Below are 19,352 nucleotides of genomic sequence, written 5' to 3'. Positions count from 1 at the left end.
CGCGCCCGGCCCTTCCGGCGGGCGCACCACGAGAGGAGCACCCCGATGAGCACCTGCCGGCTGCACCCACCCGGCCCCCGCCCCGACCCCGCGCTGCTCGCCCGGGCCCGCGGGCTGCCGACCAGCATCCTGTCCGACAGCATGGAGCGGGCCCAGGGCGCGACCGGCCTGCACTGGGTGCCCGGCGCCGCGTGGCCGCGCGTCGCCGGGCCGGCGTTCACCGTGCGCACCCGCCCGGGCGACAACCTGGTGGTGCACCGGGCGCTGGACCTCGCCGAGCCGGGCGACGTGCTCGTCGTGGACGGCGGCGGCGCGCTGGACCGGGCGGTGCTGGGCGAGATCATGGCCCGCTACGCCGCCGCGCGGGGGCTGGCGGCGCTGGTGGTGGACGGCGCCGTCCGGGATCGGGAGGGTCTGGCCGAGGGGCAGGTGCCGGTCTTCGCGCGGGGGATCAACCACCTCGGGCCCTACAAGGACGGCCCGGGGGAGGTGCGCGGTCCGGTGCAGGCCGGTGGCGCGGTGGTGCGCGACGGCGACCTGGTCGTGGGCGACGCCGACGGGGTCGTGGTGGTGCCGCACGAGCGGGCCGCCGAGGTGGTCGCGGCGGGGGAGGAGCGGCTGGCCGCCGAGGAGGAGATGTTCCGGCAGATCGCCGCCGGCACCCTGGACCGCTCGTGGGTGACCGCGGCGCTGGCCGAGGTGCCCGCCGGCGAGCGGAGCGCGCGGTGACCCCGCGCTGGGGGCTGATCGGGTTCGGCGAGGCCGGCCGGGTCATCGGCGGTGCGGTCGCCGCCGCGGGCGCCGACCTGCTGGTGCACGACCGCGTCCTGCTCGACCCCGCCCGCGGTCCGGCGGCGCGTGCGGCGATCGAGGCCACCGGTGCCTCGGCGGCCGAGGAGCTCGCGGCCCTCGCCGACCGGGACGTCGTGCTCTCCCTGGTCACGCCGGCGACCGCGGTGGCGGCGGCGGTGGAGTGCGCCGCCGGCAGCCGGGACGACCTGCTCTACGTCGACCTCAACTCCACCGCACCCGGGGACAAGCGTGCGGTGGCCGAGGCGCTCGGCGGCGACCGGGTGGTCGACGGCGTGATGACCGGCGGCGGGATCACCCTCGACGGCGCGGCGATCCCCATCTCGCTGGCCGGGCCGCAGGCGGAACGGGCGGCGGGGCTGCTGCGCGGGGTGGGGCTGCGAGCCGGCGTGGTCGGCGGCGAGGTCGGCGCGGCCGCGGCGCTGAAGATGCTGCGCAGCGTCGTCGTCAAGGGGATGGAGGGGCTCTGGGTGGAGGCGCTGCTGGCCGCCCGGGAGCTCGGGGTCGTCGAGCCGCTGATCGCGATGGTCGAGGAGACGCTGGACCGCTACCCGACCCGCGACTTCGCCACGATGCTGGTGACCACGCACGTCGGGCACGCCGGGCGGCGGCAGGTCGAGGTGCGGATGGCCCGGGACACCGTCGCCGGGACCGGGGTGCCGCCGCTGCTCTCCGGCGGGCTGGTGGCGCGGCACGAGCTGACCGCGCGGGGCCTGGCCGCGGCCGGCCACGAGCCCGGGGCGGTGCCGGCGTCCCTGGCCGAGGCCCTCGACGTCCTGGGGCGGCTGCCCGCCGATCCGCCGGGGTGACCGGGCTCAGCCCGAGCGGGCCTGCCGGCGCAGCCGCTGCGCCGCCACGAGCTCGGGCCGGTCCCGCAGCAGCATGCGCCGGCCCTGCACCACGACCGCGCCCGCCACCGCCGAGACCGCGGCGGTGGCGTACCAGGCGACCGCGTAGGAGGTCGAGGCGACGACCACGCCGAACGCCAGCGGGCCCAGTGCCGCCCCGGCGCCCATCCCACCCTGGGTGATGGAGGTGGCGCGGGCCGCCATGCCCGGGTGCATGCGGGCCACCGAGTAGGTGGACAGCCCCGCCCAGGCCCACCCGGTGCAGTAGCCGATCACCGCGCCCGCGGCCACCAGAACCTCCACCCCGGTGCCCAGCAGGGCGTAGGCGAGCCCGCCGATCGACATCTGCGCGGCGACGACCAGCAGCCACCGGGTGCGCACCCGGTCGGCCAGCCAGCCGAACGCCACGCGCGCCGCCGCGCCGACGCCGCTGGCCACCGCGGCGAGCACGCCGGCGGTCGCGGGGGCGATGCCGGAGTCGACGGCGGTGGCGACGAAGAAGGATCCCAGCGCGTTGCCGGTGGCCGCGCCCAGCATGAGCCCGAGGGCGAGCACGACGAGGGCGGCCCGGTGGAAGGGCCCCGCCGCCTCGGAGGTCTGGACGGCGTCGCGGGCCGGCAGCCGGGCGCTCCCGGGGACGCCGAGCAGGACCAGCAGCGCCAGCACGCTGCCGATCACGAAGGCGGTGCGCCAGCCGAGCGGGATGGCGACGAGCGGGACGGCGACCCCGGCGAGCATGGTCGAGAGCGGGATCGCCGCCTGCTTGGTGCCGTAGGCCAGCCCGTGCCGGCCGGGCGTCACCGCGCGGGCGATCAGGTCGTTGCTCGCCGGCTGGCCGACCCCGTTGCCCCAGCCGGCCACGACCAGCGCGCCGACCAGCACCGCGGTGTGCTGCGCCCCGACGGCGACGGCGAGCATCGCCAGCCCGCCGACGACGGCGGAGAGCCGGACCACCGGCGAGGTGCCGAAGCGGCGCACCACGGCGCCGGCGGTCAGCGCCGAGACCGCCGAGACGAGGAAGAAGCAGGCGACCAGGCTCCCGAGGAGCGAGGGCCCGAAACCGAGCTCCTCGCGGATCTGCACCCAGAGGACGCCGACCATGTAGATGGGCAGCACGCCGACCGTCGTCACGGTCACCGCGGCGGCCGCTGCCGCCCCCGAGCTCGCCGGCCCGCGGTCCCGCCGCCGGGCCGGCGCGGTCACGCCCACCACGGCGCGCTCACGCGGCGGAACGGCGGTCGAGCAGGTCGTCGACGATGTGCTCGGCGATGGCCAGGGACGAGGTGGCGGCCGGGGAGGGCGCGTTGCGCACGGCGACGACGGCTCCGGTGCGGGTGATGCGGAAGTCGTCGACGAGGCTGCCGTCGGTCTCGAGGGCCTGCGCACGGATGCCCGCCTCGGCGGGCACCAGGTCGGCGACGGTCAGCTCGGGCACGTAGCGCTGGGCGGCCCGGGTGAACGCCCGCTTGCTCAGCGACCCGTACATCTCGGCGACGCCGGTGCGCCAGTGCTGCCGGGCGAACCGGCGGAAGCCGGCGTAGCGGGCGGTCTCGGCCAGCTCGCGGAGGTCGAGGTCGCGGCGGCGGTAGCCCTCGCGCGCGAGCGCCAGGACCGCGTTCGGGCCGACCAGCACCTCGCCGTCGAACCGAGGGGTCAGGTGCACCCCGAGGAAGGGGTACCGCGGGTCGGGCACCGGGTAGACGAGGCCGTTGACCAGCTCGCGCTTCCCGGGGACGAGGGCGAAGTACTCGCCGCGGAAGGGCACGATGCGCGGCGCCCCCACGTCGCCGGCCAGCTGGGCCAGCCGGTCGACCTGCAGCCCGGCGCAGAGGACCACCCGGTCGACGACGAGCTCCTCGCCGTCCCCCCCGCGGACGACGACCTCCTCGGCCGGCCCGCCCGTGGTGTGCCGCAGGTCGGTCACGGCGAAGCCGGTGCGGACGGTGGCCCCGCGGGCCTCGGCGTCGGCCGCCAGCGCCCGGGTGATGCCCGCGTAGTCGACGATCGCCGTGGTGGGGGAGTGCAGGGCGCCGACGCCGGTGACGTGCGGCTCGAGCTCGGCGAGCTCGCCCCGACCGATGATGCGGATGCCGGGGACGCCGTTGGCGCGGGCCCGCTCGGCGATCGCGCCGAGCCGGTTCTCCTCGGTGGCGTCGAGGGCGACGAGCACCTTGCCGATCTCGTCGTAGCCGAGACCGTGCTCGGCGCAGAACTCCCTGAGCAGCGCGACGCCGCGGCGGCAGAGGACCGCCTTCAGCGAGCCCGGCTCGTAGTACAGCCCCGCGTGCACCACGCCGCTGTTGCGCCCGGTCTGGTGGGCGGCGAGGTGGTCCTCCTTCTCCAGCAGCGTCACCCGGGCGTCCGGCTCGAGCTGCAGGAGGCGCCGGGCGACCGCCGCGCCGATGATGCCGCCGCCGACGACGGCGAACCGGGTGGAAGACATGGATCCTCCGATCTGGGCCCACGGGGTGGGACCCGGCCTGAGCATCGCCCGGGCAACCGTTACGGTGACCTTGTGATGGCGATCACCGAGTGTTGCAGCCCGTGGCAGGGTGCGTCCGCGCGGGGTGCGCGGTGGTGACCACCCTGCGGGGGGTCCTGCCCATCACCCTCACCCCGTTCACCGACGACGGCGCAGTGGACGAGGGGAGCATCGACACCCTGGTCGAGGACTACCTCGGCGCCGGCGCCCACGGCCTGACCATCCTCGGCATCATGGGCGAGGCCGCCAAGCTGCTCGACGAGGAGCGGGAGCGGGTGCTCCGCCGCTACGTCGGGGCGGCCGCCGGGCGGGTGCCGGTCGTGGCCGGCGTGTCGGCCCGCGCGACGCACATGGCGCTGGACTACGCGCGCCGGGCCGAGGACGCCGGCGCGGCGGCGGTCATGCTCGCGCCGCCCGACAACACGAAGAACCTCGACCTGGTCTTCGAGCACTTCCGCCGGGTCGCCGAGGCGGTGTCGGTGCCGGTGGTGGTGCAGGACGAGCCGGTGAACACCGGCGTCACGATGCCGGCGCCCTTCCTCGTGCGGCTGCTCGAGGAGATCGAGGGGTGCCGGTACCTCAAGCTCGAGGAGACGCCGACGCTGCCGAAGATCACCGCGGTGCGGAAGGCGGTCACCTCGCCGGTGGGCATCTTCGGCGGCCTCGGCGGGGTCTACCTGTACGAGGAGCTGCTGCGCGGTGCCGACGGGATCATGACCGGGTTCGGCTTCCCGCAGGTCCTGGTCGGCACCTACGAGAAGTTCGTCGCCGGCGACCGCGCGGAGGCCCAGGCCTACTTCTTCAAGCACCTGCCGCTGATCCGCTACGAGGCGCAGCTGGGGGTCGGCGGGGTCACCATCCGCAAGCAGGTGTTCGCCCGGCGCGGCGCGATCAGCTCGCCGCACGCGCGGTTCCCGGCCCCGCCGGTCGACGACGTCACCCTCGCCGAGCTCGACGACCTGATCGCGGCCGTCGGTCTCTGACCGGCGGTCACCCGAGAGACGGGAACCCCAGTGCGACTGACCTCCCTGCGGATCGACGGCGCCGAGCCGGCGGCACTCGTCCGCCCCTCCGGTGCGGTGCTGCTCACCGCCGTCAACGAAGCCCTGGGCACCACCTGGCCGGGCACGGTGCAGGAGCTGCTGGAGCAGGGGCAGGTCGAGCCGCTGCGGGAGTGGGTCGGCGGGGCGCCGGCCGGGCTGCTCGACGAGCTGGCCATCCCGCAGGACCGGCTCGCCTACGCGCCGCTCTACCGGCGGCCCCGCAAGATCTGGGGCATCGGGCTGAACTACGTCGAGCACGCCGCCGACCTGTCCGAGAAGGCGCCGTCGACGGAGCCGGCGAGCTTCCTCAAGCCCGACACCGCGATCATCGGCCCGGGCGACGCGATCCGGATCCCGCCGCAGTCGCAGCGGACCACGGCCGAGGGCGAGCTCGGTCTGATCATCGGCCGGGAGTGCCGGGACGTCGACGAGGCCGACGCGCCCGGCGTCGTCGCCGGGTTCACCACGATCATCGACATGACCGCCGAGGACATCCTCGAGAAGAACCCGCGGTACCTGACCCGGTCGAAGAGCTTCGACACCTTCTTCAGCTTCGGCCCGGAGCTGGTCACCGTCGACGAGGTGGCCGACGTCGACGCGCTCGAGGTCGCGACCATCCACAACGGCGAGGTGCACCGGCGCAACGTCGTCTCCAACATGACGTTCCGGCCGTGGTGGCTGGTGGCCTTCCACTCGCGGGTGATGACCCTGCTGCCCGGCGACATCATCTCGACCGGCACCCCCGGTGCCGTGCACATCCGGCCCGGCGACACCGCCGGTTGCTCCATCGCCGGCTTCCGTGACCTCTCGAACCCCGTGGAGTGACCGATGGACCTGCAGCTGACCGGTAGGACCGCGCTCGTGACCGCGGCCAGCAAGGGGCTGGGGCGGGCGACCGCCACCCAGCTGGCCGCCGAGGGCGCGCGGGTGATGATCTCCAGCCGCGGCGAGGAGCAGCTGGCGAGGACGGCGGCCGAGATCGCCGAGGCCACCGGGGCGCAGGTCGAGCACTGCCCGGCCGACGTCGCCGATCCCGCTGACGTCGAGCGGCTGCTGGAGGAGGCCCGGAGCCGGCTCGGGGGCGTGGACGTCCTCGTCGCCAACGCCGGCGGCCCCCCGCCCGGCGGGTTCGACGCGGTCGACGACGCGAAGTGGTACCAGGCGCACGACCTCAACCTGATGAGCACGGTCCGGCTGATCCGCGGGGTGCTGCCGCACATGCGGGAGCAGCAGTGGGGGCGCATCGCCGTCGTCACGTCGTCGTCGGTGAAGCAGCCGATCGAGAACCTGCTGCTGTCCAACACCTACCGGGTGGCCGTCGTCGGCCTGGCCAAGTCGCTGGCCATCGAGTTCGCGGGTGAGGGCGTGCTGGTCAACACGGTCGGCCCCGGCCGGATCGCCACCGACCGGGTCGCCGCGCTGGACGCCAACCAGGCGGAGAAGACCGGCCTCTCGATCGAGGAGGTGCGGGCGCGGTCGGAGAAGGCGATCCCGCTGGGTCGCTACGGGGAGGCCGAGGAGTTCGGCCGCGTGGCGGCGTTCCTCGTCTCCGGCGCGAACACCTACCTGACCGGGCAGAACCTGCTCGTCGACGGCGGCCTGGTCAGGGCCATCTGATGCGCATCGCCCGGTACCAGGCCCCCGGCGGCGCGCCCTCCTACGCCGTCGTCGAGGGCGACGGCGAGGACGCGGTGCTGCACGCCCTCGAGGGGCTGCCCTACGACGGCCTCCGCCGGACCGGGGAGCAGCTGCCGCTCGGGCAGGCGCGGTTGCTGGCGCCGGTCGAGCCGAGCAAGGTGGTGGCGTTCGGGCGGAACTACGCCGAGCACGCCAAGGAGCTCGGCAACGAGGTGCCCGAGGTGCCGATCGTGTTCCTCAAGCCCTCCACCTCGGTCGTCGGCCCGGACGCCGAGGTCGAGTACCCGGCGCTCACCTCGGACCTGCACTACGAGGGCGAGCTCGCGGTCGTCATCGGCCGGCGCTGCAAGGCGGTGGCGGCCGAGGAGGTCGCCGGGGTGGTGTTCGGCTACACCGTGGCCAACGACCTCACGATGCGCGACGTGCAGAAGAGCGAGGGTCAGTGGACCCGCGGCAAGGGGTTCGACGGCGCCTGCCCGCTCGGGCCGTGGGTGGAGACCGAGATCGACCCCTCGTCGCTGGCGCTGCGGTCTTCCGTCAACGGCGAGCTGCGGCAGGACGGGACGACGGCGGACATGCTGCGCGACGTCGCCGCGTGCGTCTCCTGGGTGAGCCAGGCGATGACGCTGCTGCCCGGTGACGTGGTGCTGACCGGCACGCCGGCCGGGGTCGGGTCGCTGCAGCGCGGGGACCACGTCGAGGTGACCGTGGAGGGCATCGGCACGCTGGCCACCCGCATCACCGGCTGACCGGCTGCTGGGGCGACTGCCGGGGTCCCCGCCCGAGGTGGAGCCGGGTTCCAAGCTGCCCACGCGCGGGTTGACCCGGACCAGCGGACCTCGAGCCGCGTCTGCACGCGGCTCAGGGTTGGGTGGAGCGGCTCAACCCCCGGGGCCGGCCGGGATCCCGGCTCGACGTGGCCACCCAGCGCTCCCGTGCCCGGCTCGAGCGGACTGCCTCCCCTTCAATCACGGCGGAGGTCCGGGTGTGCTGAGACTCGACCAGGGCGGGGCCGGGACCATGGCTACAGGCCTCATCCACCGCCTTTCGAGGACCTCCCCGCGTCCTTGAGTGGCCCACTATGGGAGACGTCCCCGTCACTGGGGATGGCGGTGCAGCCATAGGCGCATCCGGATCGCAAAGCTGAGTCCGAACAAATAGATGGCAGTCGCCACGGCAAGACACACCCACATGGTTGGTGTGCCGTCGAAATATCTCAGCAAGACGGCGCCGAAGAAGGTGCCCATCCATACCCCGTGCGAGAGCTGTGAAGCCGCCTGCTCCGCCCGCCAGCGGGCGAATGGCTCGTCGGCCGGATCGATGAGGCGACCGAACACCAAGTCTTCGACGATCTTCCGGCGTCGAGATCGGTCCAGGGACAGGTACGGCGCTCTCGCGCGACCTTGTCCGCGATGCCGCCCCCCGCTCACGGACTCATTGTCGGCTGCTGGGCGTGCGCCCTTGAGCCGCCTTCCGTCCCAGAGCGGCCCACTGAGGGCTACTCCGCAAGAGGCCGGTACTTCTCCCGAAACCGGTTGACCGGCATGGTCGCCAGGTCTTGCTGGACCTGTTTCAGGAGGTGCCCGACCGAGTCACCGGGAGGAGCAGACGGTCGGAGTAGCCAACGTGCGCCGCTGCGGTTTTCGACGGATACGCGGTCACCGCGCCACCGGCGGCGCATGTGACGGGCGTGCAGTGCTCGAGCTGCTGGTACGTGTTCCGAAGCGGGCGGGACGTGGGCACACATGGCAGCTTGATCCCGAAGGTCGTGGTCTTCCTCGTAGATGCACTCAGCGCATGCGTTGAGCACCAGCGAAGTGCCGGCGTGGTGGCTCCAAGCGTGTCCACAGTCGGGGCAGCTAGGAGTGGTCACGACACGGGAGGCTAGCCGCCGATGTGCAGCAGGGCGGGTGTCCCTGGAGCCGCCTCCGGGGCCAAGAAGCAGGGCTGCCGCCACGGTGGCGTCGGAGGCGGATTCGTACCCGCCGAATGCCTTGCTGCCCATCCACCGCCGGCCGATTCGGGCGTTCAGCGGGGCGGGGTCAGCCCCAGGGACTGCGCCCACAGCCGGGTGAGCGTCTCCACCAGGCGCTCCTGCTCGAAGTCGCCGCCGAGCACCAGCCAGTAGTGCACCAGCCCGTTCACCATGGCGACGAGGGCGTGGGCGCTGTACTCGGCGTCCAGGTCGGCCGCGACCAGCCCGTCGGCCTGGTACCGCTCGATGCTGTGCCGGACCCGGCCGACCATCCGCTCGCGGGCGCCCTGCCGGACGGCGCGCACCTCGGGGTCGAAGGTGGTGACCTGCTCGAACAGCGCCATCAGCGCGGTGTTCTCCCGGTACATCGCGACGAACCGGCGGTTGGCCCGCTCGATCGCGGCGACCGGGTCTACGAGGCGGTCACGCGCGCCGCCGTCGTCCGCGCCGCTGCCTGCCTCGGCGCCGCTACCGCCCTCCGCGCCGCTGCCGAGGGAGGCGTAGAGGTCGTCCATCGTGGCGGCGACGAGGGCCCGGAAGACGTCGGTCTTGGACCGGAAGTATGTGTAGAAACTGCCGTGCGCGACGCCGGCCGCCGCCGAGATGTCGGTGACGCGGGCGTCGAGGAACCCGTCCCGCTCGAACACCTGCCGGGCCGCGTCGAGCAGCCGCCCGCGCATCGCCCGGCCGCGCTCGGTGAGCGGGGTTGCGGGGCCCTCCGCGGCAGCGACCGCGGCGGCGCCCGGCTGCTCGGTCGGACCAGGGAGCTGCACCAGGAGGCCTCCTTCCCGGGACGCCCGGGCACGGTTGACACTGACGTCGGTGTCAACTTAGCTGGTCGTGCCCATCCCGTCGCCCGCCCGGAAGGCGGATCACGTTGACCGGTTCGTCGACCGACTCCCGCCCCGGTGGGTTCGGCGCCCTGCTGCGGCCGCGCGGGATCGCCCTGCTCGGCATCTCCGGCCGCACCGAGAACCTGATGTCCCGGCCGCTGCGCTACCTGGTCGAGCACGGCTACACCGGCGCGCTGTACCCGGTGAACCCCAACTACGAGGAGCTGGTCGGGCAGAAGTGCTACCCGACGCTGGCCGACGTCCCCGGGCCGGTGGACCTGGTGCTGGTGCTGGTCGCCGCCGACCGGGTGGAGGACGCGATCCGGCAGGCGGCCGCGGCCGGCGCCTCGGCCGCGGTCGTCTACGCCTCCGGCTTCGCCGAGGTGGGTCCCGACGGGCTGGCGCTGCAGCAGCGGCTTGCCGCGGTGGCGCGGGAGACCGGCGTCCGGGTGCTGGGCCCCAACTGCCAGGGCTTCCTCTACGCGCCGACCGGCGTGGTCGCCACCTTCACCGCGGCCGCCGACCGCCCGCTGACCTCCGACAGCGGCGTCGCCTACGTCGGGCAGAGCGGTGCCGTCGGCGGCTCGGTGCTCGACCTCGCCACCGACATGGGGCTGGGCCTGTCGTTCTGGGCGAGCACCGGCAACCAGGCCGACCTCGACCTGCTGGAGGTCTCCCGGGAGCTGCTGGAGGACCCGGCCATCCGCGTCCTGATGCTCTACGTGGAGGCCACCGACGACGGGCAGGCCTACGCCGAGCTCGCCCGCCGGGCGCGCGAGACCGGCCGGCACCTGGTGGTGCTCCGGTCGGGCCGCTCCAGCGCCGGGCGCCGGGCGGTGGCCAGCCACACCGGCTCGATGCTGGGGGACGACGTCGCCTTCGTGCTCACCTCCGAGGAGCACGGCGTGGTGCTCGTCCACGACATCGACGAGCTGCTGTCGGTCGCGGCGCTGCTCTCCACCGGCAAGCGGTCGGAGGGGCGGCGGATCGCCGTCGTCACCACCTCGGGCGGCGCCGGCAGCCTCGCGGCCGACCAGTGCGAGGACCACGGCCTGGAGATGCCCGAGCTCTCCGCCGACACCCAGGACCGGCTGCGCCCGCTGATCCCGGCGTTCGGCGCGCTGGCCAACCCGGTCGACGTCACCGCCCAGCTGTTCAACCGGGGCGCGCACGCCTTCGGTGACGTCTGCCGGATCGTCGCCGACGACCCGTCGGTGGACGCGATCGCCGTCTTCGTGACGATGGTCGTGGGCGACGCCGGCGCGCGGCTGGCCGAGGACCTGGTGCTCACCGCCGCCAAGCTGCCGGTGCCGCTGCTCGTCGGCTGGATCGCGGGGCAGGAGCTGACCACCGAGGGCCGGCGGGTGCTCCGCGACGCGGGCATCCCGGTCTTCGGCTCGGTGGGCGGGGTGGTCCGGGCCGCCGCGCGCATGGCGCCGCCGCCGCACCGGGGAGCGGCGCCCGCGCTGCCGCCCGCGCCCGAGGTGCCGGCCGCCCGGGTCCGCGAGCTGCTGGAGGCCGACGTCGTCGACGGGGCGGAGCTGCTGCGCGCCATCGGCGTCGCCCAGCCCGCCGCCACGCTGGTGACGACGCCCGAGGCGGCCCGCGAGGCGGTCGCCGCGCTGCCCGGCCCGGGGGTGCTCAAGCTGGCCGCCGGCGACCTCGCGCACAAGAGCGAGGTCGGCGGGGTGCGGGTCGGGGTGCCCGCCGAGGAGGCCGCGACCGTCTTCACCGACCTGGTCGAGGCGGCTCGCCGACACCACGTCCCGGACGTCGAGGGGGTGCAGGTGCAGGAGCTCATCCCACCCGGCACCGAGCTGATCCTCGCCGCGACCGCCGGCCGCGACGGCTTCCCCCCGGTGGTCACCGTGGGGCTGGGCGGGATCACCACCGAGCTCTACCGCGACATCGCCTCCGGCCTCGCACCGGTGACCCCGGAGCGGGCCTGGTCGATGCTGCGCAGCCTGCGCGCCTGGCCGCTGCTCGCCGGCTTCCGCGGTGCGCCGTCGGCCGACGTGGCGGCTGCCGTCGACGCGGTGGTGCGCCTGTCGCAGGCCGCGGTTGCCGGGGGTGACAGGCTGGCCGAGTTCGAGGTCAACCCCCTGATCGTCGGGGCGCAGGGCGGCGGGGCCACCGCCGTCGACGTGCTGGTGCGCACCACCGGCCAGCGCGCCCCGCTCGGCGAATAGCACCACTCACACAGAGAGGCAGGACTCCCGCGTGGGACAGGTACACCTGGAGAAGCAGGGCGGCGTCGCCGTCCTCACCCTCGACAACGTCGAGGTGAAGAACGGCCTGACGCCCGAGATGGGCATGCAGCTGTCGGAGCTGTGCGACGAGGTGGACCGCGACCCCGCCATCGGCGCCGCGGTCGTGCGCGGCAAGGACGGCATGTTCTGCTCGGGCGCCGACCGCCGCCGCTGGACGGCCGGTTCCGACCAGGCCGAGGACAAGACCTACAAGGAGCTCGGCGCGGTCTACCAGGCGTTCCGCCGGGTCGGCCTGCTGCAGGTGCCGACGATCGCCGCCGTCCGCGGTGCCGCCGTCGGCGCCGGCATGAACCTGGCCCTCTCCACCGACCTGCGGATCGTCTCCGAGCGCGCGCGGCTGCTGGCCGGCTTCCTCCGCATCGGCCTGCACCCGGGCGGTGGCTACTTCACCATCAGCTCCCGGACGGCGGGGCGCGAGGCGACCGCCGCGATGGGCCTGTTCAGCGAGGAGATCGACGGGCTCCGCGCCGCGGAGATCGGCCTGGCGTGGAAGGCGGTGCCGGACGAGGAGGTCGAGGACCTCGCGATGGAGCTCGCCGGCCGCGCCGCCAAGGACCCGGAGCTCGCCCGCGAGGCGGCGCGCTCGTTCCGCACCGAGTCCGGCCCGCCCGGGATCGGCTGGGAGGCCGCCCTGCACTTCGAGCGGGCCACGCAGATGTGGTCCCAGCGGCGGCGCGAGACCGCCTGAGCACACCCCGCCGGGCCGCCTGGTGCGGCCCGGCGGGCACCCCCGACCGGAGGAGCCCGGCCATGCAGTTCGGCGCCACACCCCTCACCCCCGCCGAGGAGTCGCTGCGCGCCGAGGTGCGCGGCTTCCTGGCCGCGGAGCTGCCCGCCGGCCACCGCCCGGCGCTCGGCTTCGCGGGCCGCTACGACCCGGACTTCTCGCGGAGGCTCGCCGCCCGCGGGTGGGTGGGCATGGCCATCCCGCCCGAGTACGGCGGGCACGGCCGCAGCGCGGTGGAGCGCTTCGTCGTCGCCGAGGAGCTGCTGGCCGCCGGCGCCCCGATCGGCGCGCACTTCGTGGCCGACCGGCAGACCGGCCCGACGCTGCTGCACTTCGGCACCGAGGAGCAGCGCCGCCGCTTCCTGCCGGGGATCGCGGCGGGGGAGATCTACTTCTCGCTCGGGATGAGCGAGCCCGACTCGGGCTCGGACCTCGCCTCGGTGCGCACCCGCGCGACGCGGGTGGACGGCGGGTGGAGCGTCACCGGCACCAAGGTGTGGACCAGCGAGGCGCACCGCAACCACTACTTCGCCGTGCTGTGCCGGACCTCCCCGATGGAGGAGGGCCGCAAGCACGCCGGGCTCTCCCAGCTGATCGTCGACCTGCGCGCCGACGGCGTGACCGTGTCGCCGATCCCCTACCTCGACGGGTCGCACCACTTCAACGAGGTCGCCCTCGAGGACGTGTTCGTCGCCGACGACATGGTCCTCGGCGAGATCGGCTCGGGCTGGCAGCAGGTGACCAGCGAGCTCGCCTACGAGCGCAGCGGGCCCGACCGGTGGCTCTCGACGTTCCCGGTGCTGCGCGAGTTCGTGCGGGAGGGGGCCGGCAAGGCGGTCGCCGACGACGAGGCGGCGGTGATCGGGCGGCTCGCCGCACGCGCCTGGGCGATCCGAGGGCTGTCGCTGTCGGTGGCCCGCGCGCTGGACGCCGGGCAGGTGCCGGTGGTCGAGGCGGCCCTGGTCAAGGAGGTCGGCACCCGGTTCGAGCAGGACCTGGTCGAGGCCCTGCGGGGCGCCGCCGAGACGGAGGTCGACCAGGGCACGGGCACGCTGTTCCAGCAGCTGCTGGCCGAGGCCGTGCTGACCTCGCCGTCGTACACGCTGCGCGGGGGTACCACCGAGATCCTGCGGTCCGTGGCCGCGAAGGGGCTGGCATGAGCGAGCACGGCACGATGCTGACCGAGGTGGCCACCGGGCTGCTGCGCGACCGGTGCACCCCCGAGGACGTCGTCGCGGCCGAGGCCACGGGCTGGAGCGAGCGGCTGTGGTCGGCGCTGGCCGAGGCGGGCTTCCCGTACGTGTCGGTGCCGGAGGAAGCGGGCGGCTCCGGCGGCGACGTCGCCGACGCGTGCGCGCTGCTGGCCGTGGCCGGGCGGTTCGCCGCGCCGGTGCCGCTGGCCGAGAGCGGGCTGCTGGCCGGCTGGGCGCTGGCCGCCGCCGGGCTGGAGCTGCCGGAGGGACCGGCGTCGGTGGCGGTCGGGCGACCCGGTGACGTGGTCGAGCTCTCCGGCGGGCCCGGGACGTGGCGGCTGACCGCGCGGGTGCAGCGGGTGCCGTGGGGCGGCCGGAGCACCCGGGTGGTGCTGCTGGCCTCCGTCGGCGGGGAACGGTACGTCGTCTCCGCGCCGACGGCGGTGGCGCAGGTTCTCGGGGGCCGGAACCTCGCGGCGGAGCCCCGCGACACCCTCAGCTGGGACGACGTGCCGCTCGCCGACGAGGCGGTCGCGCCGGCGCCGGCGGGTGTCGACGCCGACGCGCTGCGGCTGCGCGGGGCGCTGGGCCGGGCGGCGCTGATCTCGGGCGCGCTGGCGCGGGTGGCCGAGCTGACCGTCCGGTACACCGGTGAGCGGCAGCAGTTCGGCCGGCCGGTGGCCCGCTTCCAGGCGGTGCAGGCGCACCTGGTGACGATCGCCGAGGAGGCGGAGCTGGCGCGCATGGCCGTGGAGGTGGCTGCCCGGAACGCGCGGCCGGACCCCGGTTCCTTCGACGTCGCCGCGGCCGCCGCGGTGACCGGGGAGGCGGCGACGGTGGCGGCCCGCGCCGCGCACCAGGCGCACGGGGCGATCGGCATGACGAAGGAGTACGAGCTCGGCCAGCTCACCCGGCGGCTGTGGTCGTGGCGGGACGAGTTCGGCAGCGAGCGGGCGTGGGGCCGGGAGCTCGGGCGGCGGCTCGCCGAGGCCGGTGCCGACGAGCTGTGGCCGCGGATCTCGAGGGGGCTGGTGAGCGCATGAGCACCGACTGGGACGTCGCCGTCGTCGGCGCGGGTGTCGCGGGGCTGTCAGCGGCCCGGGTGGCGGCCGGGGCGGGGCTGCGGGTGGTGGCCTACGACCGGATGGCGCCGGGCGGGCAGCTGGTCAACCTGACCTCCGTGCACGACCACCCGGCGCCGGGGGAGACCGCGGACTCGGCCGGCCTGGTGTCGCGGCTGGTCGCCGAGGCGGAGGCGGCCGGTGTGGTCATGGCCTTCGACGAGGTGACCCGGGTGCGGTCCGGCACGCCGGTACGGCTGGAGGCGGGCGCCGGGGCGGTGACCGCGCAGGTGGTCGTCGTCGCCACCGGGCTGGGGCCGGGGCGGCTGGGGCTGCCCGGCGAGGAGGAGCTCGTCGGCCGCGGGATCTCCACCTGCGCCGGGTGCGACGGGCCGCTGTTCCGCGGCCGCGCGGTGGCGGTGGTGGGCGACGACGAGTGGACGGCCGAGGAGGCGCTGGAGCTGGCGGAGGTGGCCTCGGCGGTCACCGTGCTCGTGCCGGGGGAGCCGCGGTGGGATGCCGACCGCGCTCGTCGGCTGGCCGCCGCGGAGCGGGTCGAGGTGCTCCCCGGGGTGCGGGTAACCGCGTTGCGGGGGGAGGGCGTGCTCGCGGCCGTCGTCGTCGAGACGGCCGGTGGGCCGCGGGAGCTGGCGGTCGAGGGGCTGTTCACCTACGTGGGACGACGGGGGCCGGCGGGCCTGGTCGAGGAGGTGCCCGCCGATGCCGCGGGCCGGTTGCCCGCCGAGGGGTTGGGCGCCGCGGCCGGCACGGTGCTGGTGGCCGGGGACGCGCGGTCGGGTGCGGTGCAGTCGGTGGCGGCCGCGATCGTCGACGGGACGGCGGCGGGCGAGGCGGCGGTGGCCGCGCGCCGGGCCGCGGCGGGTCCGGCGCCGGGGGGTTCGGCGTCGGCGGCCGGGCCGTGGCTGCGCGTCGTCGACCCGACCTACGGCGTGCCGGCGGACGAGGCCGACGGCGCGGTACCGGAGGGCGGCGGCGCGGACTGGACCGAGGTGGCGCTGTTCTCCAACTCCAAGCCGAACGCCACCGAGCTGCTGCGCGGGGTGGGCGACCGGCTGCAGGAGCACTGGGGGCTGGCCGAGCTCGGGTTCGCCAGCAAGCCCAACGCCTCGGCGGCGGCCGACAAGGACGTCATCGACTGGCTGGCGCAGCGCTACAAGGTGGTGCTGGTGGCGGTCGGTGACTAGGGCTCGTGCTCGTCGTGGAGTCTCCACGACTCGGTGGAACTGGAGAAGCGTGGCGTCGTGGCACCGCTGCTGGTGACCTCGACGTTCCTGCCGCTGGTGGAGGCGCAGGCGAAGGCGCGGCGGGTGTCGCCGCGGGTCGTCGTCGTGCCGCACCCGGTGGGCGGGCTCAACGAGCAGGAGCTCGCGGAGCGGATCGAGGTCGCGGCCGGTGCCCTGCTGCCGCTGGCCGACGAGGCGCGGGGGAGCGCATGACCGAGGTGATCGACCTCCCCGGGGTGACCGAGGAGAACTGGCACGAGGTCGCCTGGGAGCGCGGCTGGGGCGACGGGCTGCCGACGGTGCCGCCGACGCCGGAGCGGGTGGCGGCGGCGCTGGCGGCGCTCGACGGCATCGACCTGGAGCTGGGGCCGGTACCGCCGTCCGGGCTGGTGCCGACGCGGGAGAGCTTCGCGGCGAACGCCGTCATGGCCGGGTGCCGGCCGGCCGACCTGCCGGTCGTGCTCGCCGCGGTGCGGGCGCTGCTGGCGCCGGAGTACAACCTGCACGGCGTGCTGGCCACCACCCACCCGTGCGCGCCGCTGGTGATCGTGAACGGGCCGGTGCGGACGTCGCTGGGGGTCAACAGCGGCACGAACTGCTTCGGTCAGGGAACGCGGGCCAACGCGGTGATCGGGCGGGCGGTGCAGTTGCTGACGACGCACGTCGGCGGGGCACGGCCGGGTTCGATGGACCGCTCGACGCAGGGCGGGCCGGCGAAGTACACGTGGTGCTTCGGGGAGAACGAGGAGGAGAGCCCGTTCGAGCCGTTCTCGGTGCGCCGCGGGTTCGCGCCGGGGGAGTCGACGGTGACGGTGGCGGCGTGCGAGGGGCCGCACAACATCAACGACCACGGCAGCACGACCGGCGAGGGGCTGCTCATGACGATCGCCGGGACGATGGCGCAGACCGGGTCGAACAACCTGTACGTGAAGGGCCCGCACTTCCTGGTGCTGGGGCCGGAGCACGCGGCGACGCTGCACCGCGACGGGTGGACGGCGGAGGCGCTGCGCGAGCGGTTGTGGGAGCAGGCGCGGGTGCCGGTGGCGAAGGTGTCGGAGGAGAACCAGCGGCAGTTCGAGGACTGGGGGGTGAAGCCGGACGGGGAGTTCTACCCGGTCAGCACCGGCCCGGACATGCTGCACATCCTGGTCGCCGGCGGGGCGGGGAAGCACTCGGCGTGGATCCCGTCGTTCGGCGCGACGGCGGCGGTGACGCGCCCGGTGCCGGTCCGCCCGTGAGCACGGACCTCCCGAGCCCCGAGCTCCCTTCCTCGGACGTGCCGACCCCGGACCTGCCGTGAGCCTCTCGGAGCTGCCGCTGGTCGAGGCCGGCACCGATCCGGCGTCGGTGCTGGGCGACCTGCTGGCGGCCGGGCACGGGGACGGGCTGCCGGTGGTGCCGCCGACCGCGCCCCGGCTCGCGGTGATGCTGGACGGCGTGGCGGCGCCCGACGAGGAGCTCGGGCTGGTGCCGCCGCTGTTCGGACCGCTGACGGTGCGCTCGGTCGCCTGGTACGCGGTGCTCGCGGGGTGCCGGCCGGGGGAGCTGCCGGTGGTGGTGGCCGCCTGCCGCGCGGCGCTCCAGGAGCGGTTCAACCTGCTGGGGCTCTCGACGACGACGGGTGCGCCGGCGGTCGCGGTGCTCGTGCACGGGCCCGTGACCAGGCGGCTGGGCATGACGTCGGGTTCCGGTGGGCTCGGGACGGGCAACCGGGCGAACGCCTGCATCGGGCGGGCGGTGTCGATGGCGCTCGCGGGCATCGGGGGTGCCACGGCGGGGGTGACCGACATGGCGACGATCGGGCAGCCGGCGAAGTACACGTGCTGCACGGCGGAGGCGGCGCGGCCGCTGCCGTCGCTGGCGCAGCGGCGGGGGCTCGGGGTGGACGTCGACGCGGTGACGGTCATCGGCGTCGGCAGCGTGGTGGAGACGCTGCCCGGGGAGGGCTACCGGGAGCCGCCGTCGGTGCTCGGACCGGCCGCGGCGGCGATGGCGGGCGTCGCGCTGGCCTCGGGTGATCCGCAGCGGGCCGGGCTGGGGGAGCAGTTCCTCCTGCTGCCGCCGGAGCCGGCCGAGCTGCTGGCGGTGCACGGGTGGGGGTACGAGCGGATCGCGGAGTTCCTGTTCGAGCAGGGCAGCGCGCTGCTGCGGGGCTCGGCGTCCGCGCTGGCCTTCCGCGCGGGGTTGCCGGGGTATGCGACCGCGGGCCTGCAGGTGGCGGGGTCGGCGGCCGACGTGCACGTCGTCGTCACCGGGGGCGCGGGCGTGAAGATGCTGCTCCTGCCGACGTGGCCGGGTGGGTCCCGGTCGGTGACGGTGCCGGTGCGGGCCCTCAGACCGGGCTGACGGTCGCGGGTCAGACCGTCTCGGGGACGCGGAGTTCGGCCACCACGAGGTCGAAGGTGGCGACCTCGACCACCTCGGCCGCCATCTGCGCGCTGAACTCCTCCCGCAGGTCGGTGGCGCGGTCGAGCGCGGCCTGCATCTCGTCGCGGGAGTCGTAGGTGACGGCGGTGGTGGCGCGGCCGCTCGCCGGGTCGACGAGCACGCTGACCGAGCAGAAGCCGGGGAGCTCCTCGAGGCGGGGGACCATGCTGACGCCGAAGGCATCGGTCATCCGGTCGAGCCGGCCGGGGTCGCCGCGGGTCCAGGTGACGCGGGCGCATGCGGTGTCGGGCGCGGGATGCCTGCGGTGCAGGACGGCGATCGTCCACTCGTCCACGACCGCCGGACCGCCGAGGATGTCGCTGGCGCGCGCTCGCATGGCCTTCACCTGGGGAGCGCTGCGGTGGAGTGCGGTCGTGTCCTCCCAGGCGCTGGTGACGATGCACCGGCCGGAGGTCCGGTCGGCGAGCATGGAGAGGCCGATGAAGCCGTCCATGCCCATGACCGCGGGCAGGACGCGGGTGCGGATGTAGACGATGCCCCGCTCGACCTGGTCGGGGTTGCCGGCGATGGTGGTGGAACGCGCGTACATGCGACGGCTCCTCTGGCGAGCGGGCGGGGCCCGGGCGACGCGGCTGCGCCGCCCACTGTCCTCGCCGTCGCGCCGCTTGGGAACGGATCCGATCGCGGGTGTTCCGGTGGCGCAGCGGCGCGGGTCAACGGGTGGCTGAGGGGCCAGTGGCCCGGCGCGGCGCCGCACGACTCACAAGGTGATCGGGTCGGGTGGGGCTTCTTCGTCGGTCCAGGGTGGGTCGGGTTCGGGGTCGTGGCACCAGCCGGGTG

Annotated in this window: 19 protein-coding genes; 14 read left to right on the top strand and 5 right to left on the bottom strand. The window is 75.2% G+C overall.

Annotated elements, in window-relative coordinates:
• The first annotated feature begins 45 nt into the window (after positions 1-45).
• Positions 46-729: a dimethylmenaquinone methyltransferase gene (locus E9549_RS16295; RefSeq protein WP_236827639.1), complete on the top strand. Its 684-nt coding sequence runs from the start codon at positions 46-48 to the stop codon at positions 727-729.
• Complete coding sequence (locus tag E9549_RS16290; protein WP_236827638.1) at positions 726-1,619, top strand: NAD(P)-dependent oxidoreductase; 894 nt, start codon at positions 726-728, stop codon at positions 1,617-1,619. The genes E9549_RS16295 and E9549_RS16290 overlap by 4 nt, the downstream gene beginning before the upstream one ends.
• 6 nt (positions 1,620-1,625) lie before the next feature.
• On the opposite strand, the gene E9549_RS16285 is transcribed toward E9549_RS16290, so the two are convergent.
• Positions 1,626-2,861, bottom strand: a complete 1,236-nt coding sequence (locus E9549_RS16285) for an MFS transporter (protein ID WP_236827637.1) — start codon at positions 2,859-2,861, stop codon at positions 1,626-1,628.
• A gap of 16 nt (positions 2,862-2,877) precedes the next feature.
• Positions 2,878-4,101, bottom strand: coding sequence for an L-2-hydroxyglutarate oxidase (gene lhgO / locus E9549_RS16280; protein WP_236827636.1), 1,224 nt, complete (start codon positions 4,099-4,101; stop codon positions 2,878-2,880).
• A 134-nt stretch (positions 4,102-4,235) separates the two neighbouring features.
• Here lhgO and E9549_RS16275 point away from each other — a divergent pair, with 134 nt between their 5' ends.
• Genes E9549_RS16275 through E9549_RS16260 form a run of 4 tightly spaced genes read left to right on the top strand, consistent with a single transcriptional unit; the run spans position 4,236 to position 7,570 of the window.
• Entirely contained in the window at positions 4,236-5,123 is an 888-nt protein-coding gene (locus tag E9549_RS16275) for a dihydrodipicolinate synthase family protein (protein ID WP_236827635.1), read from the top strand.
• A gap of 30 nt (positions 5,124-5,153) precedes the next feature.
• Positions 5,154-6,008 (top strand): fumarylacetoacetate hydrolase family protein, encoded by an 855-nt coding sequence (locus E9549_RS16270; protein ID WP_236827634.1) that lies wholly within the window; start codon positions 5,154-5,156, stop codon positions 6,006-6,008.
• A gap of 3 nt (positions 6,009-6,011) precedes the next feature.
• On the top strand, positions 6,012-6,800 hold the full coding sequence (locus tag E9549_RS16265; protein ID WP_236827633.1) for an SDR family oxidoreductase: 789 nt from the start codon (positions 6,012-6,014) through the stop codon (positions 6,798-6,800).
• The gene (locus E9549_RS16260) at positions 6,800-7,570 is read left to right on the top strand and encodes a fumarylacetoacetate hydrolase family protein (RefSeq protein ID WP_236827632.1); all 771 of its coding nucleotides are present in this window, start codon (positions 6,800-6,802) and stop codon (positions 7,568-7,570) included. Before E9549_RS16265 ends, E9549_RS16260 begins: the two co-directional genes overlap by 1 nt.
• A 348-nt stretch (positions 7,571-7,918) precedes the next feature.
• On the opposite strand, the gene E9549_RS16255 is transcribed toward E9549_RS16260, so the two are convergent.
• Together E9549_RS16255 and E9549_RS16250 are read right to left on the bottom strand one after the other, a co-directional pair.
• The gene (locus E9549_RS16255; protein ID WP_236827631.1) at positions 7,919-8,158 is read right to left on the bottom strand and encodes a hypothetical protein; all 240 of its coding nucleotides are present in this window, start codon (positions 8,156-8,158) and stop codon (positions 7,919-7,921) included.
• 691 nt (positions 8,159-8,849) lie between these two features.
• A complete protein-coding gene (locus E9549_RS16250) occupies positions 8,850-9,569 on the bottom strand; it encodes a TetR/AcrR family transcriptional regulator (protein WP_236827630.1) in 720 nt (239 codons plus the stop codon).
• A gap of 104 nt (positions 9,570-9,673) precedes the next feature.
• Here E9549_RS16250 and E9549_RS16245 point away from each other — a divergent pair, with 104 nt between their 5' ends.
• The 8 genes from E9549_RS16245 to E9549_RS16210 all read left to right on the top strand — a co-directional run bounded on the left by E9549_RS16245 (position 9,674) and on the right by E9549_RS16210 (position 18,470).
• A complete protein-coding gene (locus tag E9549_RS16245; protein WP_236827629.1) occupies positions 9,674-11,818 on the top strand; it encodes an acetate--CoA ligase family protein in 2,145 nt (714 codons plus the stop codon).
• Between the two features lie 31 nt (positions 11,819-11,849).
• Positions 11,850-12,587, top strand: coding sequence for an enoyl-CoA hydratase/isomerase family protein (locus E9549_RS16240; protein WP_236827628.1), 738 nt, complete (start codon positions 11,850-11,852; stop codon positions 12,585-12,587).
• A gap of 62 nt (positions 12,588-12,649) precedes the next feature.
• Entirely contained in the window at positions 12,650-13,786 is a 1,137-nt protein-coding gene (locus tag E9549_RS16235) for an acyl-CoA dehydrogenase family protein (protein WP_236827627.1), read from the top strand.
• Entirely contained in the window at positions 13,783-14,862 is a 1,080-nt protein-coding gene (locus E9549_RS16230; protein ID WP_236827626.1) for an acyl-CoA dehydrogenase family protein, read from the top strand. The genes E9549_RS16235 and E9549_RS16230 overlap by 4 nt, the downstream gene beginning before the upstream one ends.
• The gene (locus tag E9549_RS16225; protein ID WP_236827625.1) at positions 14,859-16,085 is read left to right on the top strand and encodes an NAD(P)/FAD-dependent oxidoreductase; all 1,227 of its coding nucleotides are present in this window, start codon (positions 14,859-14,861) and stop codon (positions 16,083-16,085) included. The genes E9549_RS16230 and E9549_RS16225 overlap by 4 nt, the downstream gene beginning before the upstream one ends.
• Before the next feature lie 33 nt (positions 16,086-16,118).
• A complete protein-coding gene (locus E9549_RS16220) occupies positions 16,119-16,337 on the top strand; it encodes a hypothetical protein (RefSeq protein WP_236827624.1) in 219 nt (72 codons plus the stop codon).
• Positions 16,334-17,362 carry a hypothetical protein gene (locus E9549_RS16215; RefSeq protein ID WP_236827623.1) on the top strand — a complete coding sequence of 343 codons (1,029 nt, stop codon included), beginning with the start codon at positions 16,334-16,336 and terminating at the stop codon, positions 17,360-17,362. Before E9549_RS16220 ends, E9549_RS16215 begins: the two co-directional genes overlap by 4 nt.
• Positions 17,363-17,420: 58 nt before the next feature.
• A complete protein-coding gene (locus E9549_RS16210; protein ID WP_236827622.1) occupies positions 17,421-18,470 on the top strand; it encodes a hypothetical protein in 1,050 nt (349 codons plus the stop codon).
• Between the two features lie 10 nt (positions 18,471-18,480).
• Here E9549_RS16210 and E9549_RS16205 read toward each other — a convergent pair whose 3' ends face one another.
• Positions 18,481-19,101 carry a hypothetical protein gene (locus E9549_RS16205; RefSeq protein WP_236827621.1) on the bottom strand — a complete coding sequence of 207 codons (621 nt, stop codon included), beginning with the start codon at positions 19,099-19,101 and terminating at the stop codon, positions 18,481-18,483.
• Positions 19,102-19,352 lie beyond the last annotated feature (251 nt).

This window comes from Blastococcus sp. MG754426 (assembly GCF_021699055.1).
Classification (GTDB): Bacteria; Actinomycetota; Actinomycetes; order Mycobacteriales; family Geodermatophilaceae; genus Blastococcus.
Note: the sequence above shows the minus strand (reverse complement) of the source record. Positions and strands in the feature narration are given on the sequence as shown.